The organism is Nocardia sp. NPDC057353 (assembly GCF_042667085.1).
GTDB lineage: Bacteria > Actinomycetota > Actinomycetes > Mycobacteriales > Mycobacteriaceae > Nocardia.
Genome location: NZ_JBHVAK010000001.1, coordinates 21,863 through 47,410 on the forward strand (window position 1 = coordinate 21,863; position 25,548 = coordinate 47,410).

Genomic DNA, 25,548 nt, shown 5'->3' on the forward strand with positions numbered 1-25,548 from the left:
TTTCCCACCGTTCGGGCTCCGCGCCAGCCCCGCCGGTCAGGGCGGGGGAGTGGTCGTCGAGGACGGGGTGGTCGTTGCGGGGAGTTCGCGGGCCGCGGGCGGGGTGGTGGTCGTGGTGGTCGGTGCGGGGGGCGGAGGTTGCGGGGCGGGGGTCGTCGTGGTGGTCACCGGAGCCGGGGGCGGGGCCGTGCTCGGTGTGGCGGTGGTGGTGGGGGCGCTCGTCGGGGGAGCGGTGGTGCCGGTCGGGGTCGTGGTGGCGGCGGCGCTGCTCGACGGAATCGACTGGGAGCGCAGGCCCGCGGCGGGACAGGCCACCGAGGTGGTGGTGACCGTCAGGTTCTGCTGCGCGAACTCGCTGGAGACGGCGGTGCCGTTCGTGGTCCGGATCTCCGCGACGGCGGCATTGCCGGTGCGCTGGGTCAGATCGAGGTCGGCGACCGCGATCGTGCTGGTCAGGCTCTGCCCGGCGGGCGCGGTGCCACCGGGCACCTGACGGGTCGACATGATGTTGCGGCTGGTGCCGTCCCGCACGATCACGGTGTAGCTGTACGGCGAGCCCAGATGCGGCCAGGCCAGGGTGGCGCGCGGAGCGGCATTGGTGCAGGAGGCCGAGGCGGGTCCGGGCACGTAGGCGGGAGCGCCGTTCTGCTCGGTGCGCAGCACGCCGCAGTCGAGGTCCTCCGGGGTGACCAATCCGACGAGCAGCACCTGCTGCACGCCGAAGCCACGCCACGCGGTGCCGACCGCACCCGAGGAAACGGGCGGGCCCGGAAGCACCGTGTGCACCTCCAGGTCGTAGAGATAGGGCAGGGCCAGCCGGGCGGGCAGCCCCGCTCCGGTGATCACGAAGCTCACCGTGTCGCCGGCCGCGGCCGGAACGGTGGTGACGTCCCAGGTGCGCCAGATCGTGTTGCTGAGATCGCGCAGCACCAGCCGGTAGAGGTACGGCGCGCCGATGTGCCGCCAGCGGATCGTCACCGGGTCCGGCCCCGACGCGGTCGCTTTGGCACAGGTGACGTAGGTGCCGTTGGAGAACGGCTGGTTGATCCGCGGCACGAACTCGGTGCGCGAGGTGAAGGCCCCGCTGTTCGCCGCCGCGGCATCGGTGCCTGCCTGCGCCTTCGCCTCCGGTGCCCCGCCCAACCCGGTGGCGGTGACCAGCGCCGCCACCAGGACCAGCGGCGCCGCGGCGTGCCTGCCGCTCCCCCCGGAGGCCGTGCGGGGGCGGAACGCGACGGCGAGCAGCAGCCCGGCGAAGGCGCCGCCGAGGAAGACCGCGGGCGGGCTCGCCAGCCACGCCACCGCGTAGCCGAGTTTCTCGACGTGGAAGAGAACCCGCTCGGCCTCGGTCACGGTGTAGGGCTGGGCGTCCTCGGCCTCGTTCGCATCGCCCTTGAGCCGGATCGTCGCGCTGTTGCCGGTGATCGAATCCACCGCCACCACCCGGTGCGTGAGCCGCTCGCCCGCGGCATTGCGCACCGACACCACGTCACCGGCCGCGAGCTCCGTCGCGTCGACGGCGCGCACCAGCGCCACCGCCCCGGTCCCGATCGCGGGCTCCATCGACCCGGAGCGGAACAGCAGCGGCTTGATCCCGAACAGCAGCGCCAGCGCCGCCGCGAGCAGGCAGATCGTCCCCGCCACCGCCCCGATCGTCAGCGCGATCTGCGCGGGGGTCCGCAACTCCGGCCGCGCGTGCCTCCGGCCCCCCGACTCCCCGTCCGGAACCGCAGGCCCACCGTTCCCGGCGCCCGTCCCCGGACCATCTCCGGCGCGCTCGAACCCCTCCCGCAGCGCCTCCCCGCGCCGCTCTGTCACGTCGGCCGCACGGAGGTGACCGGTCTCCGCCGTCCACCCGCCCGCATCGGGGTTCGCGGGAGCCGCTGCCCCCGGCCCCGGCCGCGGGAAATCCCGATTCCGCTGCCACGGCGGCCGCGCCGCCGGAACCCCGGTCACGGCTGCCCCACCGCGGTCGCGGTGAACGCGAAGCGCACCGAGGCGACGCTCTGGTTCTGCACCGCCACCGGCGCACCGGTGCTCAGCTGCGCCACCACGCAGAGCGGGTCGGTGCCCGTGCTCCCGGCGAGCGGCCGCGCCGTGGTCACCAGCGGCGTCGACCCGCCCGCGGTCAGCGTGCCCTGCGCCAGCCTGGCCCCGCTGCAGGTCCCGGTGCGCATCCCGTTCGCGGTGGCATTGCTCGCCGCCCCGCCGGGGTGGATGGAGATCGTCAGGAACCCGGCGAGCGCGGCACTGCCTGCCGGAGTGCTCGCCGCCATCGTGTAGGTCAACGGAATCGTCCCCCTGTTCTGCGCGGTGAGCTGAGCGGCGACGCTCTCGCCGGGCAGCATGCCGGTGAGCGCGAGCGCGGGCAGCGCGAGCTCCTTGGTGTCGTTGACCCTGAGGTCGAGCGTGCCGATGCTGAAGGTGCCCGAGGTGGCGGTGGCCGAGTCGCTCCACGCCGCGAGCGTGCCCGCGGTCCCGAGCCCGAGCACGATCCCGAGCGTCAGCAGGGCGCGCACCCGCGCACTCGCCCACAGGTTCCCGAGCGCGGTCAGGTATTTCACCGGTCCTCCCGCTTGGCCCGCACCCGGTCCCTGGTGTCGGTGGCGAGCGCGAACAGCGCGTACCCGCCGAGCAGCACGATGAGCGCGGCGATGGTGTAGGTCCGCTTCGGCCCGGAGAACCAGTTGTTGACGTAGCCGAGGTAGGGGATGGAATACCAGACCGCGCCGCGGATCTGCTCCGGCCGCACGATCTCCTGATCGTCGACCTGGTTGGCGTCGCCCCTGGTGATGAAGCCGATCTCGCCGTCGGCGCTGCGCCGGATCTGCACGATCCGGTGCGTCACCACCTCCGGCTGCCCCGAGCGGAGCTGATAGGTGATCGGGGTGCCGACCGCGAACTCGACCGGCTCCTCGGGCCGCACCACCACCAGCGTGCCCGGGGGATAGGTGGGCTGCATGGACCCGGTCAGGATGGTGTAGCGGTGCCCGCCCACCAGCAGCGGCAGCACGATGGTCACCACCAGCAACCCGACCAGCAGGAAGAGCAGCACCCAGGTCAGCACGGACTTGATCCACCAGCCCGCGCCGGTGGATTCCTCGGTGGGCGCCGCAGGCGCCGCGGTGCGGTGTGCGTTCACGATGAACTCGCCAGGAAGTCGAAGGTCACGGTCGTGGAGGTGTTCGGGGCGGCGGCCGCGCCGACGGTGGCGCGCAGGCACCAGACCGCGGTCGCGCCGGGCGTGAGCGTCGGCGCCCAGCCGGGTGCGCCCGGCACCTGGGCGCCCGCCATCTGCCCGCTGTAGAGCGCGGTCCCGCCGGGCGCCGCCGAGGCAGGGCAGCCGGATTCCGCGCCGACCAGCCAGATCTGCAGGGTGAGCGGCACCGCCGCGGAGCTCTGCCGCACGTTCTGTAGCCGGTAGAACATAGTGACGTCACCGGCATTGCGCACGGTGAGCGGCTTCTGCACCACCGCCGCGGGCGCCAGGTTCGCGCCGCCGAAGGCGTCGAAGACGTAGTTGCTCACCTGACTCGACGCCCCGCCGACGCGCAGCGCCAGCGTTCCGGAGCGAATGATGTCGCCGCCGATCCGCGACTCGGCGCGCCAGTAGGCGCCGGACTGCTCGGCCACCCCGAAGGCCAGCAGTGCCAGCGCCGCACCGGCGATCGCCCACCATCGCAACCGTCGCATTCCGCGGATCCCGGGTCAGGGTGCGGGATTGGTGTTCTGCGTGAGCGTGATCGCCACCCGGTTGAGGGTGACGCTCGCGTTCTGCGCCTCCTTGTTCGGCGTGGCCGGGTCGAAGGTGAGCCGGGCCGCGACCGTCAGGGTGTCGCCGTCGTTCGCCTCGGTGATCTGGGCGTTCGGCAGCACGCCGCCGCTGCTGCTGGTGGCGGTGAGCGAGGTGTCGATCAGTCGGGCCCGCAGCGCGGGATCGCTTGCCGGGTCGAACATCTGCGTGGTGTCCGCCGCGAGCGTCGCCGTCAGGTTGTCGCCGTCCGCGGCGACCGTGGTGGTGCAGGTGTAGCGCAGCGTGTCGCCCGGGACGATGCGGAAGTTCGCCACGTCGATGGGTTCCGCGGTGCCGCCGGTGATGTCCTCCCAGCCGGTGGCTCCGACCGGGGTGCACGGGCTGAGCGCCAACTCACCGGCGGTGATGGTGCCGCCGCCGGACTGCGTGCTGTCCTGCCAAAAGGCCAGACTACCGGCGCCGCCGAGCAGCAGAATCGCGGCCGCTCCGGCGGCGAGTGCCGCCTTTCCTCTCCTGTCCATTCGTCCTCATCCTCACGTCGCTGTCGGCTCGGTCGAATTGCATTGCGATGATTCCCGGGAATCCGGAGAAGCAAACATGTGGCAAATAGCCGTTTTCCGCACCGTAAAGTGGACTGAATGCCCAGTTCAGGGCGTACGGGGATGCGAGTGGGAGCGGGTCGAATTTTCCGGCTGAAAGCGTACCGCTAATCCGGTGGTTGAACCGGCGCCCTGGGCCGCAAGTAACATGCCAATACTTGGATATGCGCATCTAATTATGAGTTGCCCTGGTCGAGGCGGCGGCATCGGTCACGACTCTCGGCTGATCCCGGCGAGGGCCGCGATGGCGATAGCGAATCGATTGCCGTCGGGGAGTGGGGCATCGGGGGCGATGGTGTGCAGGAGCCCGAGGCCCTGCGAGAAGACGAAATGCAGCTCCGCGATGGCCCGCACCTGCTCGTCGGTGAGCTCCGGATGGGCGTCGCGCAGTGCGTCGGCGAGGTCGTCGAAACCGCCCTCGAGCATGGCCGCGAAGTGCTGCTGCGCCTCGGGGGAGCGGGCTACCCGGACCAGGTTCTCGGCGCTGGCGAGCATGGCCGCCCGGTTGGCGGCGAAGGCGGCGGGCATGGCGTTCCAGACGGCTGCGAAGCCGTCCAGCGGGGTGTGGCCGCGGCCCTCGCGGATGCGGTCCTCCATGGCATCGCCGATGGCGGTGCCGAGGGTGTCGCTGAGCGCCTCGGTGATCAGCTGCTCCTTGGAGCCGAAGTGGTAGCCGATGGCCGCGAGGCTGACCCCGGCGGCGGCCGCGATCTCCCGCGCGGTGGCCTTGGCGACGCCGCGCTCCACGATCACCCGCCGCGCACCGGCCAGCAGGTCCTCCCAATGCGGTGGTGGAATCGCGGGGAATGCGCTCGCGCTCGGGTTGGCGGCGAAGGGAACGCGCGCGACCGTGGTGGAGCGCGCGGCGGCGCCGCGGCCGGGCGGGCAGGCGGTGGATCTCCGCGGGCAGAGCCGCGCGGTGGTGGAGCGGATGGGGCTGCTGCCCGCCATCCGCGAGCGCAGGTTGCACGAGCGCGGCATGGCCTACGTCGACGCGCAGCGCAGGGTCTATGCCCGGCTGCCCGCGGAGATGTTCGACGGTGCGGGCCCGGTGGCCGATCTGGAGATCACCAGGGGCGACCTGAACGACGTGCTGCTCACCGCGCTCGGTGACCGCGCGGAGTACCGCTACGGCGAGTCGATCACGGCGCTGCGCGACGACGGCGCGGGTGTCGATGTCACCTTCGCCTCGGGGCACCGCGAGCGCTACGACCTGGTGGTCGCCGCGGACGGGCTGCACTCCGCCACCAGGGCGCTGGTTTTCGGCGCGGAGGAGCGGTTCACCACCCACCTGGGCGGCGCCATGTCGTTCTTCACCGTGCCGACGCCCGCCGATGCCGAGCCGGGCTGGTTCAGCCTGCACCCGGCGGTCGGGGTCTCCGTCGGAGTCCGCCCGGACGCCGACCCGGCCACCGCCAAGGCGATCGTGACGCTGCGCGCCCCCGCCGCCCCTGCGCTGCGCGGCGACGCCGACGCGCAGCGGGAGCTGGTGCGGCGCAGACTGACCGGGGTCGGCGGACACGCGCCGCACATCCTGGCCGCGCTCCCGGACGCGCCGGACTTCTACTTCGACGAGCTGGTGCGGGTCGACATGCCGTCGCTCTCGGCCGGGCGGGTGACGCTGCTCGGCGACGCCGGGTACTGCGGCTCTCCGCTCACCGGCATGGGTACCGCAGCGGCGATCGTCGGCGCCCACGTGCTGTGCGGCGAGCTCACCGCGGGCCCGGACGACATCCCCGCCGCGCTGGCCAGGGTCGAGCGGGTGCTCACGCCGTACCTGAAGCGGGCCAAGCAGGTGCCCGGCGGCGGCATCCGGGCCATGGTTCCCGGCTCCGCGGCGACCGCCGGCTGGCCCGCGCCGCGGCCGGGGTGATGACCTCGCGGGCGGCCCGCCCGATCATGCGCCGCATGTTCACCGGAACCGAGGAAGCCGTCCTCCCGGTGTACTGACCCGACGGGACCGGAGTTTGCTGCAACCCGTACTCACGCCTACTGTGGCCGTTCACAAGATACGTGGGCGTAGGAACTGGATTGCACGGGAGACCTCCGGCTCGCCCCCGACCCCCGGCGCACTCCGATACCGTCTGTCGCCGCACGGTCGACGGCGAACGAGACGGTGGGCGAGGGAGGAAGCGGCGTGGAGGACCGAAGGGGTACCGGAGAGCGCGACACCCGCGCGGCGACGCACGCGGCCTTCCACGTCGTGCTGACCCTGCTCGAAGTCGCGGAGCGATCGGGGATGCCGACCCTGGAGCGGCTGGAGCGCGCGGTGCGCAGCTGCGCCCAGCAGGGCATCCCGGCGCCGCGCGTGCTGGACGCGGTGGACGAGGGCATCGACGACGCGCTGCACCGGTGGCCCGGCGGGCGCCGCCCGGCGGTCACCGGGGAGACCGACGACTACCGGACCGCGCTGCGCGGGGTGATCCTGCGCGGTTACGCCTCCTGAGCGGGCGCTCCGGCTACGGCCGGAAGGGCGGGACCGGCATGTCGGCGCCGAAGATGTCCGGGATGTCGGCGCTCGGCCGGTCCGGGAAGCGGGCGGGCCGCTTCTCCAGGAAGGCGGTGACGCCCTCGCGGGCATCGGCGCTGGCCCCGCGGGAGAGGATGCCGCGGGTCTCCACCCGGTGCGCGATCATCGGGTGCTCGACGCCGAGCCCGCGCAGCAGCATCTGCCTGGAGAGCGCCACCGAGACCGGCGCCGAGTGCTCGGTCACCGAGCGGGCCAGCGCATACGCCTCGTCCAGCAGCTGCTCGACGGGGTACAGCCGGTAGAGCAGCCCGGCCTCGTGCGCCTCGGCGGCCTCCACCAGGCGCCCGGAGTAGACCCAGTCCAGCGCGGTCTGCAGCGGCACCAGCCGGGGCAGGAACCAGCTGGAGCCCGACTCCGGCACGATGCCGCGCCGGTTGAAGACGAAGCCGATCCGCGCGTTGTCGGCGGCCAGCCGGAAGTCCGCCGCGAGCGTCATGGTGATGCCGACGCCGACCGCGGGGCCGTTGATCGCGGCGATGATCGGCTTGCGCGATTCGAACATCCGCAGCACCACCCGGCCGCCGCCGTCGCGCCAGTCCTCGGGGGCGACGAAGGTGTCGGCGCCCGCGGAGAGGTCGGCGCCCGCGCAGAAGGCGCGCCCCGCGCCCGTGAGCACCACCGCGCGCACGGCGTCGTCGGCGTCGGTGCGGTCGAACGCCTCGATCAGCTCGTTCTCCATCACGGTGGTGAAGGCATTGAGCTTGGCCGGGCGGTCGAGGGTGATGGTGGCGATGTCGCCGCTGATCTCGAGACGAATGTCGGGCATTCGGACAGCATGCCACGACGGGGTGTCCGATTCGGATACCGCGTGAAACAGCACATTCGGGCTCAGCCCGCCAGGGCGGCGTCCACGCTGTCGTAGGTCGGGATCACCTTGGCCAGGCCGGTGGCCTCCATCGGCCGGTGCACCGCGCGCGAGGCGGCGATCCGCAGCTCGGCGCCGTCCGAGGCCTGGATGAGCGCGTTCAGCCCGGCCGAGTCGAAGAACGGGACGGCGGTCAGGTCGGCGACGACGATGCCGGAGCCCGCCTCGGTGAGCGCCTGCTGCAGCCGGGGCGCGGTGATGATGTCGACCTCGCCGCGGGCGGTCACCACGACAGCGGCATCGACCGACCTGACCTCGATCTGGAAATCGCGGGGCTGATCTGTGAAGCGCACGGTGAACCTCTCTCGACGGCGAAGGCCGGGCGGGCGTCGTCGGTTCCGGCACCGCCGGCACCGCGCGGGATCCCGCCGCGGGAGATCGCGGGAAGAGTTCGCTGCGGCTGTGAGCTCAACCGCCGTCCTCAGCGTATCCCATGGAAAACCCCGTTCCGGCGGTTCCGCCGGGGGGCGTTGCGGGGAAAACATACCGCAGGACGGTCATCCCGCGCCGGGCTCGGCCGCCAGGGTGAAGAGCACGGTGGTGCCGGTACCGGGCGCGGATTCCAACCACAGCGTGCCGCCGTGCCGCTCCACGATCCGGTCCACGATGGCGAGCCCGGCGCCGTGGCCGCCGCCGCGCGACTCCCGCGGGTGCAGCCTGCGGAACAGCCGCAGCACCTCCTTCTGGTCCGCCTCCGGGATGCCGATCCCGTTGTCCCGCACGAAGTACACCGGGACCCCGCCGTCGGCCCGCACCCCGACCTCGACCGTGCGCGGCAGCTCGTCGCCCGCGTACTTGGCGGCATTGACCAGCAGGTTGATCAGGATCTCCTGCAGCCGGTCCGGGTCGGCCGGAACGGTCACCCCCGGCTCGGGCAGGGTGACCTCGACCCGCTCCTCCTCCAGCCTCGCGCCCGCGATCTGCAGCGCGCGCTCGGCGGCGGCGCGCAGGTCGACCGGCTCTCGGCGCAGCTCGCCCTGGCCCAGCTGGGCGAAGTGCAGCAGCGAGTTGATCAGCTCGTCCATCCGCACCGCGAGCGTGCGGATGGTGCCGAGCCTGCGCACGGTGGTGGGGTCGAGGGTGTCGCCCGCGTCCTCGCCGATGAAGGTGGCGGAGTTGGAGATGCCGCGCAGCGGCTCCTTGAGCTCGTGCGCGGCGGCGTGCGCGAAGGTGTCGAGATCGTGGTTGGCCCTGCGCAGTTCGTTGTTCAGCGCGGCCAGCCGCGCGGTGTGCCTGAGCACGACGGTGGTGATGGCGTGCCCGAACTCCTGCACCACCGCCTCGTCCGGCGCGGTCCACGGCACCGAGCAGCCGCGCACCACCGCCTGGTAGACCGCCGACGAGCCGCGCGGCGTGAGCCGCTCGCCGCGCGGGCCGAGCCGCACCGGCTGCGCCGGATCGGTGGCCCAGGTGCGCGCCGCCCTGCGCTCCCGGCGCAGCCAGGCGATGCAGGTACCGGCGCCGTCCAGCGCGAGGACGAGCGCGCCGCTGAGCGCGGGGGAGAGCGCGGTGAGCGCCGGGTCGTGGTCGCCGAGGCAGCCGCTGCTCCAGACCTGCCCGGCCGGGATCGCGGGGATGAGCCGCCACAGGGTGTCCAGCGCGGCGGCGTCGAACTCGGCGTCGCCGTGCGCGACGGTGGTGGCGAACGCGCCGGTGGCCACGTCGGCGGCGCGCAGCACGACGGCGTCGGCAGGGACCAGCTGGGCCAGCAGCGCCCCGTTGTCGCGCACCGACTGGCCGATGTCGGTGTCCAGCGCGGTGACCAGCTCGGCCAGCGCCTTGCGCGCGGTCTGCCTCGCCTTCGAGGTCTCGGCGTCCTCCAGCGCGGCCAGCTGCAGCGAGAGCATCACGCCGAAGAACTCGCAGGCGGTGCGGACCTCGGGGCTCAGCGTGCGGGGCTCGATGCCGTGGCAGGCGATCAGCCCCCAGAGCTCGCCGTCGCGCAGCAGCGACACCGACATCGACGACCTGACCTCGATATTGCGCAGGTACTCCAGGTGGAAGCCGGAGACCGTGCGCAGCGTGGAGTCGGAGAGGTCGAGCGGGGCGCCGGTGTCGGAGAGCAGCGGCGGCACCAGCACCGCGGTGTCGTCGTCGACGTCGGAGATGACCCGGATCCAGTTGCGCTCGTAGAGCCTGCGCGCCTGCGGCGGGATGTCGGTGGCCGGGAACCACAGCCCCTGCCAGGGGTCGAGGCCGTCGGCGACCGACTCCGCGATCACCTCGCCGGGGCCGTCGCGGCCCTCGAAGCGGTAGGCGACGACCCGGTCGTAGCCGGTCAGCGCGCGGATCTCGGCGACTGCGGCGGCACAGGCGGCGAGCACGGTCCGCTCGTTCTGCAGGCGGGTGAGGGTGCCGCGCAGCCGGGGGTAGAAGCGGGCGAACTGGAACGGCCGCTCGACGGCGGCGGGCTCCAACTCGATGACGAGGGCGCCGTCCGCGCGGTAGACGGTGGCGTCGAACTCGGGGCCGCCGGGCGGGATGTGCAGCCCGATCAGCCCGCGGTCGCCGGTGGGGGCGCGCAGCGTCTCGTGCACGGCGAGCAGCCCGTCCCGGCCGATCAGCTCGGCGACCGGGGTGCCGACCAGGGCGGCGGCCGGGCGGCCGAGCACCTGCTCGCTGTTCGACCCGGCGACCGCGATCACGTCCGCGGCGTCCAGCGCGAGCAGGGTGCCGTAGGACTGGATGCCGCCGAGCAGGTGGATCGGCTCGTTGACGCACTGCGACAGGTCGAACGCGGTACCGGTCGCGGTTTCGGCCGCCAGGTCGCGGTCGTCGAGCCGGAACAGGGCGTCGTCGTCGGAGAGCGATGTCATCGCGGCTTCTTTTCCTGTGGGTCGCCGGGTGGAGCGAACGTGCGGGAACCTTACAGTAGGGGTCTGACCCGATCGGGGTCCGACGAGGAGCGGGAGGACGAGCCACCGATGCCGACGACCCCGCGCACCCCGTGGTCGACGCTGCTGCACGCCTCGTGGCGCTCGGCCTTCGACGCCCGCAGCGTGGCCGACCTGCCGGACGAGCTGGTCGGCGGGCTGCTCTCGCTGCCGGGGGTGGTGGCGACCTTCGCCGTCGGCGTCACGGCCGCCGACGCCGCGGTGGCGGCCCGCTGGGCCGACCGCGACGGCACCGCATCGGTGCCCGCCACGCTCGCCGCCGAGCTGGCCGAGCGGGCCGCCGAGTGGTGCCCGGACCGCGCCGACGGCTCCGCCGAGGCGACCCTGGTCGAGGTCGAGCCCGCCGAGCTGGCGGCCCGCACCCCGGAGCTCGCCGCCCGGCTGACCGCGCTCGGGGTGCGCGCGCTGCTGGTGGCGCCGTACCGGCCGCAGGCGGGGCCGCGCGGGCTGGTCGCGCTGGCGACCGACGTGGTCGGCCCGGTCGAGGCGGAGAGCGTGGTCGCGCTGCGGCAGGCCAGGGACATCATGATCACCATCGATCGGCAGGTCACCGAGCAGCGGGCGCTCTCCGACCGCAGCCTCGCCGACGCCATCCTGGCCGAGGCCTCGCTGCGGATGGGCTCCTCGCTGGAGATCGAGGAGACGCTGCGCGCGGTGGTCAGGATGATCGTGCCCGGCCTCGCCGACGGCGCGGCGGTGCACGTGGCCCGCGCCGGGCAGATGGAGCTGGTCGCGGTGGCGCACCTGGACGCGCGCCGGGAGCGCAGGCTGGCCGAGCACCTGCGCGCTGGCCGCTGGGCGGGCGCGCCGGTGCTGCTGCGCGCCGACCGCTCCGACTGGGAGGACGCGCGCCCCGCCGAGCTCCCGGCCGACGCGAACCTGGACACCGCCACCCTCTCCGTGCTGCGGGCGCGCGGCCAGGTGGTCGGGGTGCTGACCCTGTTCCACCGGCACGGCTCGGCGCGCAGGCCGACGCAGGCCTTCCTGCGCAACCTCGCTGGCCGGGCGGCGCTGGCCATCGACAACGCCGCGCTCTACGCCCAGCAGCGCGACGACGTCATGTCGCTGCAGCAGCACCTGCTCCCGGCCGCGCTGCCCGAGGTGCCAGGGCTGGAGATGGCGACCGCGTACCGGGTCGCCGACCACAGCCTCGAGGTCGGCGGCGACTTCTACGGCCTGGTGCACGAGCCGGGGCGGACGCTCACCGCGCTGATGGGCGACGTCTGCGGCCGCGGCGCCCCCGCCGCCGCGCTCACCGGGCTGGCCAGGCACACGCTGGAGACCATCCTGGCCGAGGGGCACAGCCCGGAGCACGCCTTCGACATCCTGAACACCAAGATGCTGCGCGCCGGGGTCGGCCGGTTCCTGACCCTGACCGCGGTCACCCTCGACCTGGCCGCGGCGGGCCCCGACGGGGTGCCGATCCGGGTGCTCTCCGGCGGCCACCCGGCGCCGCTGATCCTGCGCCGCGGCGGCGAGGTCGAGCAGCCGGACTGCTCCGGGCTGCTGGTCGGGGTGCGGCCGGAGCTCGGGCTGAAGCCCTACGACGGCGTGCTGCGCCCCGGCGACCTGATCCTGCTCTACACCGACGGGCTCACCGAGGCCAGGGACGAGGCGGGCCGGTTCTTCGAGGACGAGCTGCCCGCCACCCTCGCGGGGCTGCGCGACCTGCCCGCGGCCGAGCTGACCGAGACGCTCGCGGCCGGCGCCGAGCGCTACCGGGTCGGCGACGACGCCGCCCTGCTCGCCATCCGGCACCGCGGCGGCATCGGGGAGGCCCCGTGACCGAGCAGCGCCTGGTCCTGGTGATCGAGGACTCCGACGACGACCGCGAGGCGATCGAGCGCGCGCTGCGCGCCTCGCACCCGGACCTGCTGGTCGAGTTCGTCGCCGACGGCACCGAGGGGCTCGTCCGGCTCCGCGACCCGAGCGCCCCGCGCCCCGCCCTGGTACTCCTGGATCTGAACATGCCGGGCACCGACGGCTACACGGTGCTTTCCCGGATCCGGGCCGAGCCCGCCGCCGCGGAGCTCACGGTCGTGGTCTTCACCTCGTCAACGGCCTCCGGCGACATCGACCGGTGTTATGCGGCGGGTGCGGACAGCTATATCTACAAGCCGGTGGATTTCACCCTGTTCCGGACCGTGCTCCAGGGTGCGGTGGACTATTGGCTGGAGCAGGATCTGGACGACGGGGAACCGGGCGGGCCGGGGCCGGGGTGAGACGAACCTCAGGTGTGCATCCCGGAAAGACGGGTAGGCCCAGGAATGCCGGTTTTCGACGTGAATGAGGAGAGATGGACATAGTGGATCGCTCCCCGCGGGCGTTGGAGCTCGAGTTCCCGGCGCGCGCCGCCGTGCTCGCGGACGTCAGGCACGCCCTGCGCGACTGGCTCGCGGAGAACACGGCCGACCCGGACCGGGCCTACGACCTGCTGCTCGCGGCCAGTGAGGCCTGTACCAACTCGGTCGAGCACGGCCACCGCGAGGACGGCAGGGTGATCACGCTGCGCGCGGAGATCGAGGGCCGGAAGGTCTGCATCACCATCACCGACGGCGGCATCTGGCATCCGGCCGAGGAGGGCGCCGATTCGCACCGGGGCCGCGGCCTCATGCTCATCCGCGCCCTGGTTCCGGACACCAGGGTGATCGTCGGGGACACCGGCACCGTCGTCGAGCTGAGTGCTCCGCTGCCCTCCTGAGCTGCACGTACCCGGCTGCTGCCGGTACGCTGGGAAGACCCATGCAGACTCTGGCCTTCCACAGCGACGACCTGGGCGCGACCGAGGAGTTCCTCACCGCCGCCTACGTGAAGATGTCCATCGGCAACGGCGGCGACGGCCCCGCGTCCGCCGCGATCACCCGGGATTCCGTCGGCGGCGTCAGCCTCGACCGGCTCGCCCTCGGTTTCGAGATGCGCTACGACGCCGACCCGCTCGGGAAGATCTGCCTCTGCACCGTCGAGTCCGGTGCCGTCGAGGAGACCAGGCACGCGACCGCCCCCATCGGCCCCGGTGAGGTCGGGCTGCTGACACCTCCGGACCGCCCCTACTCCGGCACCGTGCACCGAGCCCGCTTCGGCATCACCATGTTCGACCCGGCGCTGCTCGACCGGGTCGCCGCGAACGCGCCGGGCAGCGGCGGGGAGCCGGTGCGGATCACCGGGCACCGGCCGGTCTCCGCCCGGGCGGGCGGCCACCTCGTCGCGGTCATCCACCACCTGCGGGAACTCGCCCGCGACCCGGCCGTGCTCGCCGATCCGCTGGTCGGCTCGGTCGCCGCGGACTACCTGGCGGCGAGCGTGCTGAACGCGCTGCCCAACACCGCCGCCGTCGAGCCGACCGCCGCCGACCGCGCCGACGCGCACCCGGACACCGTGCGCCGGGCCGTCGCCTTCATGGAGTCCGAGCTGCGCCGCGACATCGCGGCCACCGACATCGCGGCCGCGGCGTTCGTGTCGCTGCGGGCGCTGCAGCTCGCCTTCCGCAAGCACCTGGGGACCACGCCGATGGTGTACCTGCGGCAGCTGCGGCTGCGCGGGGCGCACGAGGAGCTGCGCCGGGCCACGCCCGGCTCCGGCGCCACCGTCACCGCGATCGCCGCGTCCTGGGGGTTCGGGCACCCGGGCCGCTTCGCCGCGGCCTACCGCAGCCTCTACGGCCGCTCACCCCAGGTCACGCTGTACTCCTGAGCCCGGAGCGCGCCGCGCCCACCAGGCCTTCGCGAGCCCGGCGCCGCCGACGGCGACCCGGCGCGGGATCCCGACCCTGGCCCGCCGGTCGAAGACCGCGAAGTCGCTCGCCTCGATCCGGTCCAGGATCTCCGAGTACAGGGTGAGCGCGGTCGCCACGCAGGCGCGCGAGCGCGGCTGCAGCAGGGCGATGCCGCCCTCGGCCCGCCGGTAGATCGTTCGGGTGATCGCGTGCTGCTCGGCGAGCGCGCGGCGCACCCGTGGCTCGGTGCTGCGGTGCGCCTGGCACCAGAGCAGCAGGTCGCGGTCGACGCCGTGCGCGGCGAGTTCGTCGGCGGGCAGGTAGACCCGGTCCCTGGCCAGGTCCTCGTTCACGTCGCGCAGGAAGTTCGTGAGCTGGAAGGCCTTGCCGAGCGCGGCGGCGTAGGGGGCGGCCTCCGCCTCGTCGCCGACGGTGCCGAGCACCGGGAGCACCTGCAACCCGATGACCTCGGCCGAGCCGTAGACGTAGCGGTCCAGCGCGGCCCGGTCGGGGTAGTCGGTGACGTCGAGGTCCATCCGCATGGAGGCCAGGAAGTCGTCGAAGAGCGCGTCCTGGATCCGGTACGCGCGGGCGGTGTGCAGCACCGCGGCGAGCACCGGGTCGGCCTCGGCCTCGCCGGCCCGGAACTGCGCGGCCAGCGCCGCCAGCCCCTCGGCGCGCTCGGCGGTGGTGCGGGCGTCGTCGAACTCGTCCAGGATGTCGTCGGCCCGGCGCGCGAAGCCGTAGAGCGCGTGGATCGCGGGGCGCTGGTCGGGGGCGAGCAGCCGGGTGGCGAGGAAGAAGGTCTTGCCGTACCTGGCGTTGAGCACCCGGCAGGCCTGGTAGGAATCGCGCAGGGCGGTGTCGGTGATGCCTGCGGCGTCGAGCTCCGTGCGGGTCATGGGCGCTCCGATCGGGTGGGCGTGGTTCCGGTGATGCGGTCGGCGGCGAGCCGCCCGGAGATGAGCACCGGCGGGATACCCACGCCGGGCACGGTCGAGCCGCCCGCCAGGACCACGTTGTCCACGCCGCGGATCATGTTCGCGGGCCGGAAGGGGCCGGTCTGCGCGAAGGTGTGGCCGAGCGCGAACGGGCTGCCCGCGAGCATGCCCTGCCTGGCCCAGTCCGCCGGGGTGATCACCCGCAGCAGCTCCGGGTTCGGCAGCGGCCGCGGCAGCCTGGCGTTGGTGACGGCCAGCACCTCCTCGGCGTAGGCCGGGGCGAAGCGGTCCCAGTTGATCCGGCCGCGGTCCAGGTTCGGCGCCGGGGCCAGCAGGTAGAGCAGGTCGCGGCCCGCGGGGGCGAGTGTCGGGTCGCCCGCCGTCGGGCGGGTGAGCAGCAGTGACGGGTCGGTCATCACCCGGCCGTCGGTGATGATGTCGCGGAACGTCTCGTCCCACGCCTCGCCGAAGAGCAGCGAGTGGTGCGGCAGGTCGGGTACCGAATCGACGCCCAGGTGCAGGATCACCGCCGACGGCGCCGGGTTGACCTTGACCGGGCGCCGGGACCGGTGCCCGAGCAGCTCGTAGGAGGTGTGCAGCTCGGTGGTGAGGACCAGCGCGTCGGCGGGCACCCGCTCGCCGTCGGCGGTGCGCACCGCGCGCACCCGGGCACCGTCCCGCTCGACGGCGGAGACGGTGGCGCCGTAGCGGATCTTCACCCCGGCGGCGGTGGCCGCGGCGGCCAGCGCGTCCGGCACCGCGCGCATGCCGCCGCGCGGGAACCAGACCCCGGAGATGGTGTCCATGTAGGCGATCACCGCGTAGGCGGCCAGCGCCTTGCTCGGCGCGACCCCGGCGTAGAGCGACTGGAAGGTGAAGACCCGGCGCAGCTCCGGGTCGGTGATGTGGTCCGCGACGGCCCGGTCCCAGCGCCGGAAGCCGCCCAGCGCCACCAGCTTGGCGAGCGCGGGGGAGACCAGCGACAGCGGGGAGTCGAAGTTGGACGCGATGAATCCGTCGAACTCGGCCTCGTACAGCCGCGCCAACCAGTCGCGCAGCCGCAGGTAGCCGCCCGCCTGCACCGGCCCGGCGAACTCGGTGATGGCGGCGGCCATCTGCCCGGCGTCGTGGTGCACCTCCAGTGCCCTGCCGTCGGCGAAGTGGGCGCGGTAGGCCGGGTCGACCCGGTCCAGGGTGAGCCGGTCGGCGGTGCGCTCGCCGACCGCGGCGAAGGCGTCGTCGAGCAGCTCCGGCATGGTGAGCACGGTAGGGCCGGTGTCGAGGCGGTAGCCGTCGATGTCGGCGCGCCCGGCGCGGCCGCCGGGGACGTCGTCGCGCTCGAGCAGGGTGACCTCGCGGCCGCGCCCCGCCAGGTGCAGTGCGGTGGTGAGTCCGGCCAGGCCGGCGCCCACCACGACGACTCGGTCGGTACGACCGGGGACAGTGCGCATCGTGCTGCTTCTCCTCAGAGTTCGCGGGTGGTGCAGATCAGCGCCATGCCGTCGAGCAGGCGCAGTTCGGGCTCCTCGATGCGAGCCCACCGGACGGCCTCGCGGGCCTCGGTGACCCGCTCGGTGATCATCGCCTCGATCCGCTCGGCCGCGCCGGTGGCGCTGATCAGCCCGCGCGCCGCGGTCACGGCGGCGGCGTCCAGCTCGGGGGCGGCGAGCAGCTCGGTGAGGGCGCGGGCGGTGGCCGGGTCGGCCATCTCCTGGGCCGCCACGACTACGGTGGTGGCCTTGCGCTGGCCGAGATCGCTGTCGGCGGGTTTGCCGGTGGTTTCGGCGCTGCCGAAGACGCCGAGCATGTCGTCGCGCAGCTGGAACGCCTCGCCGACCAGCCGGCCGTAGCGGGAGAGCGCCTCCACCGTGCGCTCCTGGCAGCCCGCCATGAGCGCGCCGAGCTCCAGCGGCCTGCGCACGGTGTAGTTGCCGGACTTGGCCCGCGCGATGGCGAGCACCGACTCCAGCGTGGGGGTTGCGCGCGCGTCGTTCACCAGGTCGGCGAACTGGCCAAGCGCGAGCTCGGTGCGCATCCGGTCGTACTGCGGCCAGGCGCGGGCGAGGCCGCGCTCGTCGACCCCGCTCTCGCGCAGCATGCGCTCGGACCAGACCAGGCAGAGGTCGCCGAGCAGGGTGGCCGCCGACTCGCCGAACCTGGCGGCGTCGCCGGGCAGCCCGAGCTCCCGGTGCGACGCCGCGAAGGCGCGGTGCGCGGCCGGTTCGCCGCGGCGCAGCTCGGCTTCGTCCATGACGTCGTCCTGCAGCAGCGCGAAGGCCTGCAGCAGCTCCAGCGCCGCGGCCGCGCGCAGCGCGGCCGGGCTGGGGTCGGCGCCGCAGAGCCAGCCCAGGTACAGGAACATCGGCCGCAGGCATTTGCCGCCGAGCGCGTAGTGCCGCAGGATGCCGTCCAGGGGGATGCCACTGATCGGCTCCGGCTGATTCCGCTGCACGAACGCTTCGAGTTCGCGGTTCACCTCGGCGCGCACCCCGGCCCGCCACCTGGTCGGCGAGCACTCCTCGCCGGTGGGAGCGGTGAGCAGGTGGCACACGCGATGTGGCTCGGAGGACACGGCACTCACTCGAACTCCTCGTGTGCGGTCGGGCTGGTCGCCATCGTAGCGCAACGATGCATAAACGATGCATCGTGTGCGGAGCGGTCATCTTCGTTTCGATGTGCGTCCGCGGGCGGATGGGACCGGATTAGGTAATTTTCTTAACGACCGTATTGCCCGAATGTCGCCGGCTCAACCCGGCGCGCGGAAACGGCTGCGCCGGGCGGTTTCAGGGGTGCGGCGGCGGAGACCACGGCTCGCCGCGCAGCGGGCGGTCGTCCGCGGCCCTGCGCTCGTTGTCCCGCAGCCGCGGCTCGTAGTGCGCGAAGAAGACCTTGCCGATGAGGTCACGCCTGCTGCGCACGCCGGTCTTCTCGAAGATGCCCTTCAGGTGCTGCTGCACGGTGTGCGCCGACAACACCAGCTCGGCGGCGATCGCGGAGGTCGACGCGCCCTGCAGGACCAGCCGGGTGACGTCCTTCTCCCGCTCGGTCAGGCCGTAGGCCGACATGAGCAGTGGGTACAGCCTGCCCGGGCCCGCCTGCTCGATGATGACGGCGATCCGCGGGGCGCCGGTCGAGGTCAAGCGGGCGCCGTGCAGCACGATCCAGGTCCCGGTGCGCGACAGCACCCGAGCCACCGGAACCAGGTCCGCGTGGTCCGGGTGCTCGGCCGCGCGCAGCGTCCGGCCCGCCAGCGCCAGCACCGATGACGGCAGCCTGCCCGCCGCCCAGTCGCCGTCCGGGAGCTCGGCGAGCCTGCGCTCCACGCCCGGCGTCGTCGACTCGACGGCGCAGTGCCGGTCCAGCACGAGCAGCCCGGGGGCGTCGGCGACATCGGGCTGGTGCGCCTGGCCGAGCAGCAGCGCCGCGCGGGCGGCCTCGGCGAGCAGCGGCGTCACCGAGCGCACGAAGTCCACCTCGCCCGCGCTGAAGAGCGGGGTGCGCGGTTCGCGGTAGAGCCCGAGCGCGCCCCATACCTCGCCGGAGCGCGTGCGCAGCCGCGCGATCAGCTCCTGGTCGCCGCCCATGGTCATATTCCGGTGCCAGCGGGGGCTGCGCGCGGGATCGCCGCCGGTCGCCTCGTGCAGGGTCGCGATGCCCGACGCCGAGCGGGCCACCGCCGCGAGCTGGTTGACATCGTCGGCGTAGTACTCGCTGACCAGCCAGTCGCCGGGGATCTCGGCGAGACCGTGGTGGTAGTGGCTGGTCATCAGCAGCGAGGCCGGGTCGAGGGTGTAGAAACACGGCGTCCAGTAGTGCGGGACGGCGCGCGCGAGGATCTCGGACGACTCCCGCCACAGCGACACCAGGTCACGGGGTTCGCCGCACAGCCGGGTGATCTGCTCCGTCGCCCGCCGGAACACCTCGGTGCTCATCACCCAACGGTACGACTCGCCGCGGCCGCACCGGAATGCCACCTTTCTGGTATTCCGGCACGCCGCCCCCGTCCCTAGCGTCATCGGTGAGCGAAGGGAGTTCCCGATGACGACCACGACGAGCGGGGTCCGGCTGGCCCCGCCGCCACGGGCACTGATGCGCACGATCAATCCGCTGGTGCGACGCGTGATCGCGCACCCGCGGCTCGGCAGGCGGGTCCCGCTCATGGCGCTGCTCGAGTTCACCGGCAGGCGCAGCGGCGCGCCGCTCCGGGTGCCGGTCTGCCTGCACTCGATCGACGGCGTGCCGATGGTCTTCACCCCGCGGTCATGGCGGCTCAACTTCACCGAGCCCGCGCCGGTCGCGGTGACCCGGTGCGGCCGGGTCCGGCGGGGATACGCCGTCCTGCTGCGGGTCACTCCCCAAGAGCGGGGAACGGCGCTGCGCCGGGCGCTCGACAACGGCGCAACCCCGTTCGAGCTCGGGCTGAAGGTCGACCGGGGCCACGAGATCACCGCCGGCGAGCTGTCGGGCATCGGCCTCGCCCTCATCCGCATCGACTTCTCCGAGGAGTGAAAAACCGTGCAGATCAACCGCATCGGACGCGACATCAGCGTCCTCGCCGACTGCCAGGAAGTGCCCGGCATCGGGTTCGTCCCGGTGAACGCCTTCGTCCTGCACGCCACCGAACCAGTGGTTATCGACACCGGGCTGCCAGGCGCCCGCTTCCTGGACGCGCTCGGGTCGGTGCTCGACCCCCGCGACGTCGAGTGGATCTGGATCACCCACCCGGACCGTGATCACACCGGGTCGCTGCGCGCGCTGCTCACCGCGGCCCCGCGCGCCCGCCTGATCACCACGTTCCTCGGCATGGGTATCCTGTCGATGGAGGGCCCGCTCCCGATGGACCGGATCTACCTCCTCAACCCGGGGCAATCGCTCGACGTCGGCGACCGGCGGCTCACCGCCTTCCGACCCCCGCTCTTCGACAACCCCTCGACCACCGGCTGCGCCGACGAGCGCACCGGCGCCTGCTTCAGCTCCGACTGCTTCGGCGCCCCGATGCCGACCGCCGAGCTCGCGACGTGCCCCGACGCCGGGTACCTCGACCGCGCCGAACTGCGCGCCCGCCAGCTGCTGTGGGCCACCGCCGACAGCCCGTGGGTGCACACCGTCGATCCAGTGAAGTACCGGGCCACCCTCACCGAGCTGCACGCGCTCGACCCGGCGCTGATCCTGGGCACCCACCTGCCGCCCGCGGCGGGCCGCACGCCGGAGTTCCTGGAGACGCTCGCCGCGGCCCCGGGCAGCGACCCCTTCCTCGGCCCCGACCAGGCCGCGCTCGAACAGCTGCTGGCCGGATTCGAACCGGTCGCCTGAACCCCGCACTCAGGGCAGCGGCGCCGACCAGCGCAGCACGGTGCCGCCGCGCTGCCCCTTCTCCAGCCCGAAGGTGCCGCCCGCCTCCTCGGCGCGCGCGGCGAGGTTGGCGAGGCCGCTGTAGCGGCCGGTGCGGTCCGGCATGCCCGCGCCGTCGTCGGTGATCACGATGGTGGCGTCGTCGTCGACGGTGAGTACCACCGAGATGGCGGAGGCGCCCGCGTGCCGCACCGCGTTGCTGACGCCCTCGCGCAGCACCGCCTCCACGTGGTCGGAGAGCGGCGGCCCGAGCACCGAGACCGGCCCAGCCAGCCGGACCGTCGTGCGCAGCCCGCTCTCCGCGGTGGTCTCGGAGACGATGCCGTGCAGCCGCTTGCGGAAGGTGGCGGAGTCGGCGGCGGTGTTGGACTGCAGGTCGAAGATGGAGTGCCGGATGTCCTGGACGATGGACTGCAGGTCGTTCACGGTGTCCGAGAGCCGGGTGCGGATCTCCGGGTTGTGCGAGCGCTGCACCGTCCCCTGCAGCGAGAGCCCGACGCTGAAGAGCCGCTGGATCACGTGGTCGTGCAGGTCGCGGGCGATCCGGTCGCGGTCGGAGAGCACGTCCAGCTCGCGCATCCTGCGCTGCTGCGCGGCCAGCCGCAGCGCCAGCGCGGCCTGCCCGGCGAAGGCCTGCATGATCGACTGCCCGGCGGCGTCCAGCGGCGGCGCGCCGTGCGGGCGCAGCGTGGTGAGCACGCCGATCACCGCGGTGCCCGCGTGCAGCGGCAGGATCAGCGCCGGGCCGAAGCGGGTGTGCGGCCCGAAGAGCGGCGCGGGCAGGTAGTCGGCGACCGAGACCGGGCGCCGGTCCCGGAAGGCGGCGCCGGAGCGGGATTCGTCGATCGGGATGGTGCGGCCGGTGATCGGCGCGGTCTCGGCGCCCGCGGCGGCGACCACCACCAGGTCGGTGACCTCCTCGTGCGGGATGTCCGGGTCCTCGGGCAGCGCGAGGAAGGCGCAGGCGGCGCCGGTCAGGGTGAGCGCGCGGCGCACGATCAGCTCCAGCACCTCGTCCGGCTCGCCGCCCGCGAGCAGCTCGGTGGCGACCTCCTGGGTGGCCTCCAGCCACTGCTGCCGGATCCGGGACTCCTCGTAGAGCCTGGCATTGGCGATCGCGATGCCCGCCGCGGCGGCCAGTGCCCGCACCACCACCTCGTCGTCCTCGGTGAACTCCTGCCCGCCCTTCTTCTCGGTCAGGTAGAGGTTGCCGAAGACCTCGTCGCGCACCTTCACCGGGACGCCGAGGAAGGTGCTCATCGGCGGGTGGTTGTGCGGGAACCCGACCGACCCGGCGTGCGCCGAGAGCTGCGCCAGCCGCAGCGGCTTCGGGTCCTCGATGAGCAGCCCGAGCACGCCGTGGCCGCGCGGGAGGTCGCCGATCAGCCGCCTGCCGCGGTCGTCGATGCCCTCGTAGACGAACTCGGCGAGCTGCTTGCTGTCCTCGCCGGTCTCCCGGACGCCGAGCGCGCCGTAGCCCGCGTCCACCAGCTCGATGGCGGTGTGCACGATGGTGCGCAGCGTGTTGTCCAGGTCGAGGCCCGCGGTGACGACCAGCATCGCCTCCATCAGCCGGTCCATCTTGTCCCGGACGCCGACGATCTGGGTGATCCGCTCCTGCACCTCCAGCAGCAGCTCGTTCAGCCGCAGCTGGGAGAGCGCTTGGGCGACCGGGGTGTGGCCGTCCATCCGGTCCGCGCCCGTCCCGGCGCCGGGATCAGCGTCCGTCACGGCCGAGTTTGGAGGCGAGGACCGCGGCCTGGGTGCGGCGCTCCACCCCGAGTTTGGCCAGCAGCCGGGAGACGTAGTTCTTCACCGTCTTCTCGGCCAGGAACATCTCGGCCGCGATCTGCCGGTTGGTCAGCCCGCGGCCGAGCAGCGCGAGCAGGGTCCGCTCCTGCTCGGTGAGGGTGGCCAGCGGCCCCGCCTTCTGCTCGGCCTGCGCGCGCAGCTTCGCCATCAGCGCCGCGGCGGCCCGGTTGTCCAGCAGCGACTTGCCCGCGCCGACCGCGCGGATGGCGTCCACCAGCTCCAGGGTGCCGATGTCCTTGACGACGTAGCCGCTGGCCCCGGCCAGGATGGCGTCGAGCATGGCCTGCTCGTCGGTGAACGAGGTCAGGATCAGGCAGCGCAGCTCCGGGAGCTGGGAGAGCAGCTCGCGGCAGAGCTCGATGCCGTTGCCGTCCGGTAGCCGGACGTCGAGCACCGCGACGTCCGGGCGCAGCGCGGGGATCCGGGCCAGCGCGTGCGCCACGCTCTCCGCGCCGCCGACCATCTCCAGGTCCGGCTCGGCGTCGATCAGGTCGGCCAGTCCGCGCCGCACGATCTCGTGATCGTCGACCAGGAACACCCGGATCATCGCCGTCGCCTCTCCTCGCACCGATTCCGATACCAGCATGACAGGCATAGCCCGGCTCCGGAGTGGAAGGGCTGGGGAGGAAGGGGACGAGCCGAGGAGGCACAGATGCGAGCACTGCGGTTGACGGCGTGGCAGTCCGATCCGGAGCTGGTCGAGGTGGATCAGCCGCATCCGGGGCCGGGGGAGGTGGTGGTCAAGGTCGGCGCGGCCGGGGCCTGCCACTCCGATCTGCACCTCATGCGCGACTTCTCCGACGACGCCCCCGTGCCGTGGCACCCGCCGTTCACGCTCGGCCACGAGAACGCGGGCTGGGTGCACGAGATCGGCTCCGGCGTCACCGGTTTCGAGGAGGGGCAGCCGGTCGCGGTGTACGGGCCGTGGGGCTGCGGGGTCTGCGCGCAGTGTGCGCGCGGCTTCGAGACCTACTGCGAGAACCCGGCGGCCGCGCCGGTGCCCGGTGGCGGCGGCGGGCTCGGGATGGACGGCGGCATGGCCGAGTACCTGCTGGTCCCGGCGGCCAGATTCCTGGTCCCGCTGCCGGACGGGCTGGACCCGGTGCGCGCCGCCCCGCTCACCGACGCCGCGCTCACCCCGTACCACGCCATTCGGCGCTCCTGGGGCAAGCTCACGCCGGGCAGCACCGCCGTGGTGATCGGCGCGGGCGGGCTCGGGCACCTCGCGGTGCAGATCATCAAGGCGACGACCGCGGCCAGGGTGATCGCGGTCGACCTGCGCGAGGAGGCGCTGGAGCTGGCCGCCAGGGCGGGCGCGGACCGCACCCTGCGCTCGGACGAGAACGCCGCGCAGGCCATCCGCGACGCCACCGGCGGGCACGGCGCCGACGCGATCTTCGACTGCGTCGGGGCCGACGCCACGCTCGCGCTCGGCGCGGCCGCGGGCCGGGTGCTCGGCGACCTCACCGTGATCGGGATCGGCGGCGGTACGCTGCCGGTGTCGTTCTTCTCGGTGCCCTACGAGCTGTCCGTGCAGACCACCTACTGGGGCGGCCGCTACGAACTCACCGAGGTGCTCGACCTCGCCGCCCGCGGCCTGCTGCACGCCGAGACCACCACCTTCCCGCTGGACGGTGCGGTCGAGGCGTACCACCGGCTGGAGCGCGGCGAGATCACCGGCCGGGCCGTGGTGGTGCCGTGACGAACCCGATTCGGTGACCTTCGGCCCTGATCACGGGCCGTCCGCGGGTGCACCCTGGACGGGTGATCGAAGGGGCAGTGGGCGATCGGACAACACAGGCGGGCACGGCGGGGTGCTCGGAGTCGGTGGTCGACGAGACCGTCGAGCGGTTACGCGCGGAATTCGAGGACCGGTTGGCGGCCGGGGCGATCGACGAGATCGTCCGGCGCTGCCTGAGCGATCTCGCCGGGATTCCGGCGGGGTCGCTGCCGGAACTCGCCGAGCGGTCGGCGCGGCAGCGGCTGCTGGAGGCGAGCGCCGGGCCCGGCCGGTGAGCGCTATCGTGCTTGCATGCCGCCGGATTTCACGCTCAGGGCCACCAATACCGCGCATCGGCTGCTGACCAGGCTGACCTTCGGGAAGTTCGGGCACAGCATCGGCGGCATGCCGTCGCTGGAGCTGACCACGGTCGGCAGGCGCTCCGGTAGGGAGCACCCCGTGCTGCTCACCGCGCCGATCGTGCAGGACGGCGGCTACGTGGTGGTCGCCTCCAGGGCGGGCGACGACAAGCACCCGGCCTGGTACCACAACCTGCTCGCGAACCCCGAGGTCACCGTGGCGGTGCAGGGCGGGCCGCGCACGCCCATGCGCGCCAGGGTCGCCGACTCCGCCGAGCGCGCCGAGCTCTGGCCGCGGGTGACCGAGCGCTACCCGATCTACGCGAACTACCAGACCCGCACCACCCGCGAGATCCCGCTGGTGCTGCTGAGCCCGCGGGACGGCGCGTGAGCGAGCTCCGCACCGCCGCCATCCGGGGCGCCCGCCGCACCGAGGCGGCCGCGGTCGCGGAGCTGCTGGCCGAGGCCATGGCCGACGACCCGCTCTCGCACTGGCTGCACCCGGTCGCCGAGTGGCGCCGCGCGGAGCTGCGCGCCTCCTTCCAGCTCGAGCTCGAGCGGGTGTGCAGGCCCGCGCTCGGTGCGCACGTGGTCGTCGACCCGGACGGCGTGCTGCTCGCCGCCGCGCTCTGGACCCCGCTCCCGTACCGCCTCACCTGGCTCCAGCAGACCGGGCTGCGCGCGGCGCTGCGCACACTGCACGGTGAACGCGACCCCTACCTGCAGCAGGTCAGCGCCGCCACGTTCACCGCGGCGCCGCCGCGCCCGCACTGGCACCTGCTCGCCATCGGCACCGTGCCCGCCGCCCGCGGCCACGGCCACGGGAGGGCGCTGCTCGACTTCGGCATCGCCCGCGCCGACGCCGAGGGGCTGCCCACCCACCTGGAGACCACCGAACCCGCCCGCCTCGCCTTCTACGCCCGCGCGGGCTACCGAATCGCCGCCGAGGTCGACCTGCCCTACGGTGGCCCGCGCTCGATCGTGCTCTGCCGCGAGGCGAGCTGAATTCG

The 25,548-nt window shown here is 73.4% G+C and carries 27 protein-coding genes; 12 read left to right on the forward strand and 15 right to left on the reverse strand.

Features of this window, described 5'->3' with window-relative positions; genetic code table 11:
* Nucleotides 1-36 precede the first annotated feature (36 nt).
* The 6 genes from ACFUUZ_RS00130 to ACFUUZ_RS00155 all read right to left on the reverse strand — a co-directional run bounded on the left by ACFUUZ_RS00130 (nucleotide 37) and on the right by ACFUUZ_RS00155 (nucleotide 5,106).
* The gene (locus ACFUUZ_RS00130) at nucleotides 37-1,644 is read right to left on the reverse strand and encodes a S26 family signal peptidase (protein ID WP_378690491.1); all 1,608 of its coding nucleotides are present in this window, start codon (nucleotides 1,642-1,644) and stop codon (nucleotides 37-39) included.
* A gap of 308 nt (nucleotides 1,645-1,952) precedes the next feature.
* Complete coding sequence (locus ACFUUZ_RS00135; RefSeq protein ID WP_378690493.1) at nucleotides 1,953-2,564, reverse strand: TasA family protein; 612 nt, start codon at nucleotides 2,562-2,564, stop codon at nucleotides 1,953-1,955.
* The gene (locus ACFUUZ_RS00140) at nucleotides 2,561-3,142 is read right to left on the reverse strand and encodes a signal peptidase I (protein ID WP_378690496.1); all 582 of its coding nucleotides are present in this window, start codon (nucleotides 3,140-3,142) and stop codon (nucleotides 2,561-2,563) included. Before ACFUUZ_RS00140 ends, ACFUUZ_RS00135 begins: the two co-directional genes overlap by 4 nt.
* Nucleotides 3,139-3,693, reverse strand: a complete 555-nt coding sequence (locus ACFUUZ_RS00145; protein ID WP_378690499.1) for a hypothetical protein — start codon at nucleotides 3,691-3,693, stop codon at nucleotides 3,139-3,141. Before ACFUUZ_RS00145 ends, ACFUUZ_RS00140 begins: the two co-directional genes overlap by 4 nt.
* Before the next feature lie 15 nt (nucleotides 3,694-3,708).
* A complete protein-coding gene (locus tag ACFUUZ_RS00150) occupies nucleotides 3,709-4,275 on the reverse strand; it encodes an alternate-type signal peptide domain-containing protein (RefSeq protein WP_378690501.1) in 567 nt (188 codons plus the stop codon).
* A gap of 288 nt (nucleotides 4,276-4,563) precedes the next feature.
* On the reverse strand, nucleotides 4,564-5,106 hold the full coding sequence (locus tag ACFUUZ_RS00155; RefSeq protein WP_378690504.1) for a TetR family transcriptional regulator: 543 nt from the start codon (nucleotides 5,104-5,106) through the stop codon (nucleotides 4,564-4,566).
* Here ACFUUZ_RS00155 and ACFUUZ_RS00160 point away from each other — a divergent pair.
* Nucleotides 5,030-6,226, forward strand: a complete 1,197-nt coding sequence (locus ACFUUZ_RS00160; RefSeq protein ID WP_378690506.1) for an FAD-dependent monooxygenase — start codon at nucleotides 5,030-5,032, stop codon at nucleotides 6,224-6,226. The genes ACFUUZ_RS00155 and ACFUUZ_RS00160 overlap by 77 nt on opposite strands.
* A gap of 264 nt (nucleotides 6,227-6,490) precedes the next feature.
* Nucleotides 6,491-6,799 carry a hypothetical protein gene (locus ACFUUZ_RS00165; RefSeq protein WP_378690508.1) on the forward strand — a complete coding sequence of 103 codons (309 nt, stop codon included), beginning with the start codon at nucleotides 6,491-6,493 and terminating at the stop codon, nucleotides 6,797-6,799.
* Nucleotides 6,800-6,812: 13 nt separating this feature from the next.
* On the opposite strand, the gene ACFUUZ_RS00170 is transcribed toward ACFUUZ_RS00165, so the two are convergent.
* The 3 genes from ACFUUZ_RS00170 to ACFUUZ_RS00180 form a co-directional block, all read right to left on the reverse strand.
* Nucleotides 6,813-7,649 (reverse strand): crotonase/enoyl-CoA hydratase family protein, encoded by an 837-nt coding sequence (locus ACFUUZ_RS00170; protein WP_378690511.1) that lies wholly within the window; start codon nucleotides 7,647-7,649, stop codon nucleotides 6,813-6,815.
* Between the two features lie 62 nt (nucleotides 7,650-7,711).
* Nucleotides 7,712-8,041, reverse strand: coding sequence for an anti-sigma factor antagonist (locus ACFUUZ_RS00175; protein ID WP_378690514.1), 330 nt, complete (start codon nucleotides 8,039-8,041; stop codon nucleotides 7,712-7,714).
* Between the two features lie 204 nt (nucleotides 8,042-8,245).
* Nucleotides 8,246-10,564, reverse strand: coding sequence for an ATP-binding protein (locus tag ACFUUZ_RS00180; RefSeq protein WP_378690517.1), 2,319 nt, complete (start codon nucleotides 10,562-10,564; stop codon nucleotides 8,246-8,248).
* A gap of 108 nt (nucleotides 10,565-10,672) precedes the next feature.
* On the opposite strand from ACFUUZ_RS00180, the gene ACFUUZ_RS00185 reads away from it, so the two are divergent.
* The 4 genes from ACFUUZ_RS00185 (at nucleotide 10,673) to ACFUUZ_RS00200 (ending at nucleotide 14,332) form a co-directional block, all read left to right on the forward strand.
* Entirely contained in the window at nucleotides 10,673-12,427 is a 1,755-nt protein-coding gene (locus ACFUUZ_RS00185; RefSeq protein WP_378690519.1) for a PP2C family protein-serine/threonine phosphatase, read from the forward strand.
* Nucleotides 12,424-12,864, forward strand: a complete 441-nt coding sequence (locus ACFUUZ_RS00190) for a response regulator (protein ID WP_378690522.1) — start codon at nucleotides 12,424-12,426, stop codon at nucleotides 12,862-12,864. The genes ACFUUZ_RS00185 and ACFUUZ_RS00190 overlap by 4 nt, the downstream gene beginning before the upstream one ends.
* A gap of 74 nt (nucleotides 12,865-12,938) precedes the next feature.
* The gene (locus ACFUUZ_RS00195; protein ID WP_378690525.1) at nucleotides 12,939-13,343 is read left to right on the forward strand and encodes an ATP-binding protein; all 405 of its coding nucleotides are present in this window, start codon (nucleotides 12,939-12,941) and stop codon (nucleotides 13,341-13,343) included.
* A gap of 41 nt (nucleotides 13,344-13,384) precedes the next feature.
* The gene (locus tag ACFUUZ_RS00200) at nucleotides 13,385-14,332 is read left to right on the forward strand and encodes a helix-turn-helix transcriptional regulator (RefSeq protein ID WP_378690527.1); all 948 of its coding nucleotides are present in this window, start codon (nucleotides 13,385-13,387) and stop codon (nucleotides 14,330-14,332) included.
* On the opposite strand, the gene ACFUUZ_RS00205 is transcribed toward ACFUUZ_RS00200, so the two are convergent.
* The 4 genes from ACFUUZ_RS00205 to ACFUUZ_RS00220 form a co-directional block, all read right to left on the reverse strand.
* A complete protein-coding gene (locus ACFUUZ_RS00205) occupies nucleotides 14,306-15,256 on the reverse strand; it encodes a phytoene/squalene synthase family protein (RefSeq protein ID WP_378690529.1) in 951 nt (316 codons plus the stop codon). The two genes, ACFUUZ_RS00200 and ACFUUZ_RS00205, sit on opposite strands and share 27 nt — an antisense overlap.
* Complete coding sequence (crtI, locus tag ACFUUZ_RS00210) at nucleotides 15,253-16,746, reverse strand: phytoene desaturase family protein (protein ID WP_378690531.1); 1,494 nt, start codon at nucleotides 16,744-16,746, stop codon at nucleotides 15,253-15,255. Before crtI ends, ACFUUZ_RS00205 begins: the two co-directional genes overlap by 4 nt.
* Nucleotides 16,747-16,760: 14 nt before the next feature.
* Nucleotides 16,761-17,876 (reverse strand): polyprenyl synthetase family protein, encoded by a 1,116-nt coding sequence (locus ACFUUZ_RS00215; RefSeq protein ID WP_378690534.1) that lies wholly within the window; start codon nucleotides 17,874-17,876, stop codon nucleotides 16,761-16,763.
* 202 nt (nucleotides 17,877-18,078) lie between these two features.
* Nucleotides 18,079-19,227, reverse strand: coding sequence for a LuxR C-terminal-related transcriptional regulator (locus tag ACFUUZ_RS00220; RefSeq protein ID WP_378690537.1), 1,149 nt, complete (start codon nucleotides 19,225-19,227; stop codon nucleotides 18,079-18,081).
* Between the two features lie 106 nt (nucleotides 19,228-19,333).
* Here ACFUUZ_RS00220 and ACFUUZ_RS00225 point away from each other — a divergent pair, with 106 nt between their 5' ends.
* The gene (locus ACFUUZ_RS00225; RefSeq protein ID WP_378690539.1) at nucleotides 19,334-19,804 is read left to right on the forward strand and encodes a grhN; all 471 of its coding nucleotides are present in this window, start codon (nucleotides 19,334-19,336) and stop codon (nucleotides 19,802-19,804) included.
* A 6-nt stretch (nucleotides 19,805-19,810) separates the two neighbouring features.
* Complete coding sequence (locus ACFUUZ_RS00230; RefSeq protein WP_378690542.1) at nucleotides 19,811-20,608, forward strand: MBL fold metallo-hydrolase; 798 nt, start codon at nucleotides 19,811-19,813, stop codon at nucleotides 20,606-20,608.
* 9 nt (nucleotides 20,609-20,617) lie between these two features.
* On the opposite strand, the gene ACFUUZ_RS00235 is transcribed toward ACFUUZ_RS00230, so the two are convergent.
* Nucleotides 20,618-22,336, reverse strand: a complete 1,719-nt coding sequence (locus ACFUUZ_RS00235; protein ID WP_378690865.1) for a GAF domain-containing sensor histidine kinase — start codon at nucleotides 22,334-22,336, stop codon at nucleotides 20,618-20,620.
* Between the two features lie 28 nt (nucleotides 22,337-22,364).
* Entirely contained in the window at nucleotides 22,365-23,006 is a 642-nt protein-coding gene (locus ACFUUZ_RS00240; RefSeq protein ID WP_378690867.1) for a response regulator, read from the reverse strand.
* Nucleotides 23,007-23,111: 105 nt separating this feature from the next.
* Here ACFUUZ_RS00240 and ACFUUZ_RS00245 point away from each other — a divergent pair, with 105 nt between their 5' ends.
* The 4 genes from ACFUUZ_RS00245 to ACFUUZ_RS00260 all read left to right on the forward strand — a co-directional run bounded on the left by ACFUUZ_RS00245 (nucleotide 23,112) and on the right by ACFUUZ_RS00260 (nucleotide 25,543).
* Nucleotides 23,112-24,161: an NAD(P)-dependent alcohol dehydrogenase gene (locus ACFUUZ_RS00245; RefSeq protein ID WP_378690544.1), complete on the forward strand. Its 1,050-nt coding sequence runs from the start codon at nucleotides 23,112-23,114 to the stop codon at nucleotides 24,159-24,161.
* A gap of 62 nt (nucleotides 24,162-24,223) precedes the next feature.
* Nucleotides 24,224-24,475 carry a hypothetical protein gene (locus ACFUUZ_RS00250; protein ID WP_378690547.1) on the forward strand — a complete coding sequence of 84 codons (252 nt, stop codon included), beginning with the start codon at nucleotides 24,224-24,226 and terminating at the stop codon, nucleotides 24,473-24,475.
* Between the two features lie 16 nt (nucleotides 24,476-24,491).
* Nucleotides 24,492-24,929 (forward strand): nitroreductase/quinone reductase family protein, encoded by a 438-nt coding sequence (locus ACFUUZ_RS00255; RefSeq protein ID WP_378690549.1) that lies wholly within the window; start codon nucleotides 24,492-24,494, stop codon nucleotides 24,927-24,929.
* Complete coding sequence (locus ACFUUZ_RS00260) at nucleotides 24,926-25,543, forward strand: GNAT family N-acetyltransferase (protein ID WP_378690551.1); 618 nt, start codon at nucleotides 24,926-24,928, stop codon at nucleotides 25,541-25,543. The genes ACFUUZ_RS00255 and ACFUUZ_RS00260 overlap by 4 nt, the downstream gene beginning before the upstream one ends.
* The last annotated feature ends 5 nt before the right edge of the window (nucleotides 25,544-25,548 follow it).

What these genes read in the sequence shown, in the direction of transcription:
- ACFUUZ_RS00185 (WP_378690519.1), top strand. Translation starts at nt 10,673, where the DNA reads ATGCCGACGACCCCGCGCACCCCGTGGTCGACGCTGCTGCACGCCTCG.
- crtI (WP_378690531.1), bottom strand. Translation starts at nt 16,746, where the DNA reads ATGCGCACTGTCCCCGGTCGTACCGACCGAGTCGTCGTGGTGGGCGCC.
- ACFUUZ_RS00160 (WP_378690506.1), top strand. Translation starts at nt 5,030, where the DNA reads ATGGCCGCGAGGCTGACCCCGGCGGCGGCCGCGATCTCCCGCGCGGTG.
- ACFUUZ_RS00220 (WP_378690537.1), bottom strand. Translation starts at nt 19,227, where the DNA reads ATGAGCACCGAGGTGTTCCGGCGGGCGACGGAGCAGATCACCCGGCTG.
- ACFUUZ_RS00195 (WP_378690525.1), top strand. Translation starts at nt 12,939, where the DNA reads ATGGACATAGTGGATCGCTCCCCGCGGGCGTTGGAGCTCGAGTTCCCG.
- ACFUUZ_RS00255 (WP_378690549.1), top strand. Translation starts at nt 24,492, where the DNA reads ATGCCGCCGGATTTCACGCTCAGGGCCACCAATACCGCGCATCGGCTG.
- ACFUUZ_RS00245 (WP_378690544.1), top strand. Translation starts at nt 23,112, where the DNA reads ATGCGAGCACTGCGGTTGACGGCGTGGCAGTCCGATCCGGAGCTGGTC.
- ACFUUZ_RS00225 (WP_378690539.1), top strand. Translation starts at nt 19,334, where the DNA reads ATGACGACCACGACGAGCGGGGTCCGGCTGGCCCCGCCGCCACGGGCA.
- ACFUUZ_RS00200 (WP_378690527.1), top strand. Translation starts at nt 13,385, where the DNA reads ATGCAGACTCTGGCCTTCCACAGCGACGACCTGGGCGCGACCGAGGAG.
- ACFUUZ_RS00150 (WP_378690501.1), bottom strand. Translation starts at nt 4,275, where the DNA reads ATGGACAGGAGAGGAAAGGCGGCACTCGCCGCCGGAGCGGCCGCGATT.
- ACFUUZ_RS00205 (WP_378690529.1), bottom strand. Translation starts at nt 15,256, where the DNA reads ATGACCCGCACGGAGCTCGACGCCGCAGGCATCACCGACACCGCCCTG.
- ACFUUZ_RS00180 (WP_378690517.1), bottom strand. Translation starts at nt 10,564, where the DNA reads ATGACATCGCTCTCCGACGACGACGCCCTGTTCCGGCTCGACGACCGC.
- ACFUUZ_RS00170 (WP_378690511.1), bottom strand. Translation starts at nt 7,649, where the DNA reads ATGCCCGACATTCGTCTCGAGATCAGCGGCGACATCGCCACCATCACC.
- ACFUUZ_RS00145 (WP_378690499.1), bottom strand. Translation starts at nt 3,693, where the DNA reads ATGCGACGGTTGCGATGGTGGGCGATCGCCGGTGCGGCGCTGGCACTG.
- ACFUUZ_RS00235 (WP_378690865.1), bottom strand. Translation starts at nt 22,336, where the DNA reads ATGGACGGCCACACCCCGGTCGCCCAAGCGCTCTCCCAGCTGCGGCTG.
- ACFUUZ_RS00240 (WP_378690867.1), bottom strand. Translation starts at nt 23,006, where the DNA reads ATGATCCGGGTGTTCCTGGTCGACGATCACGAGATCGTGCGGCGCGGA.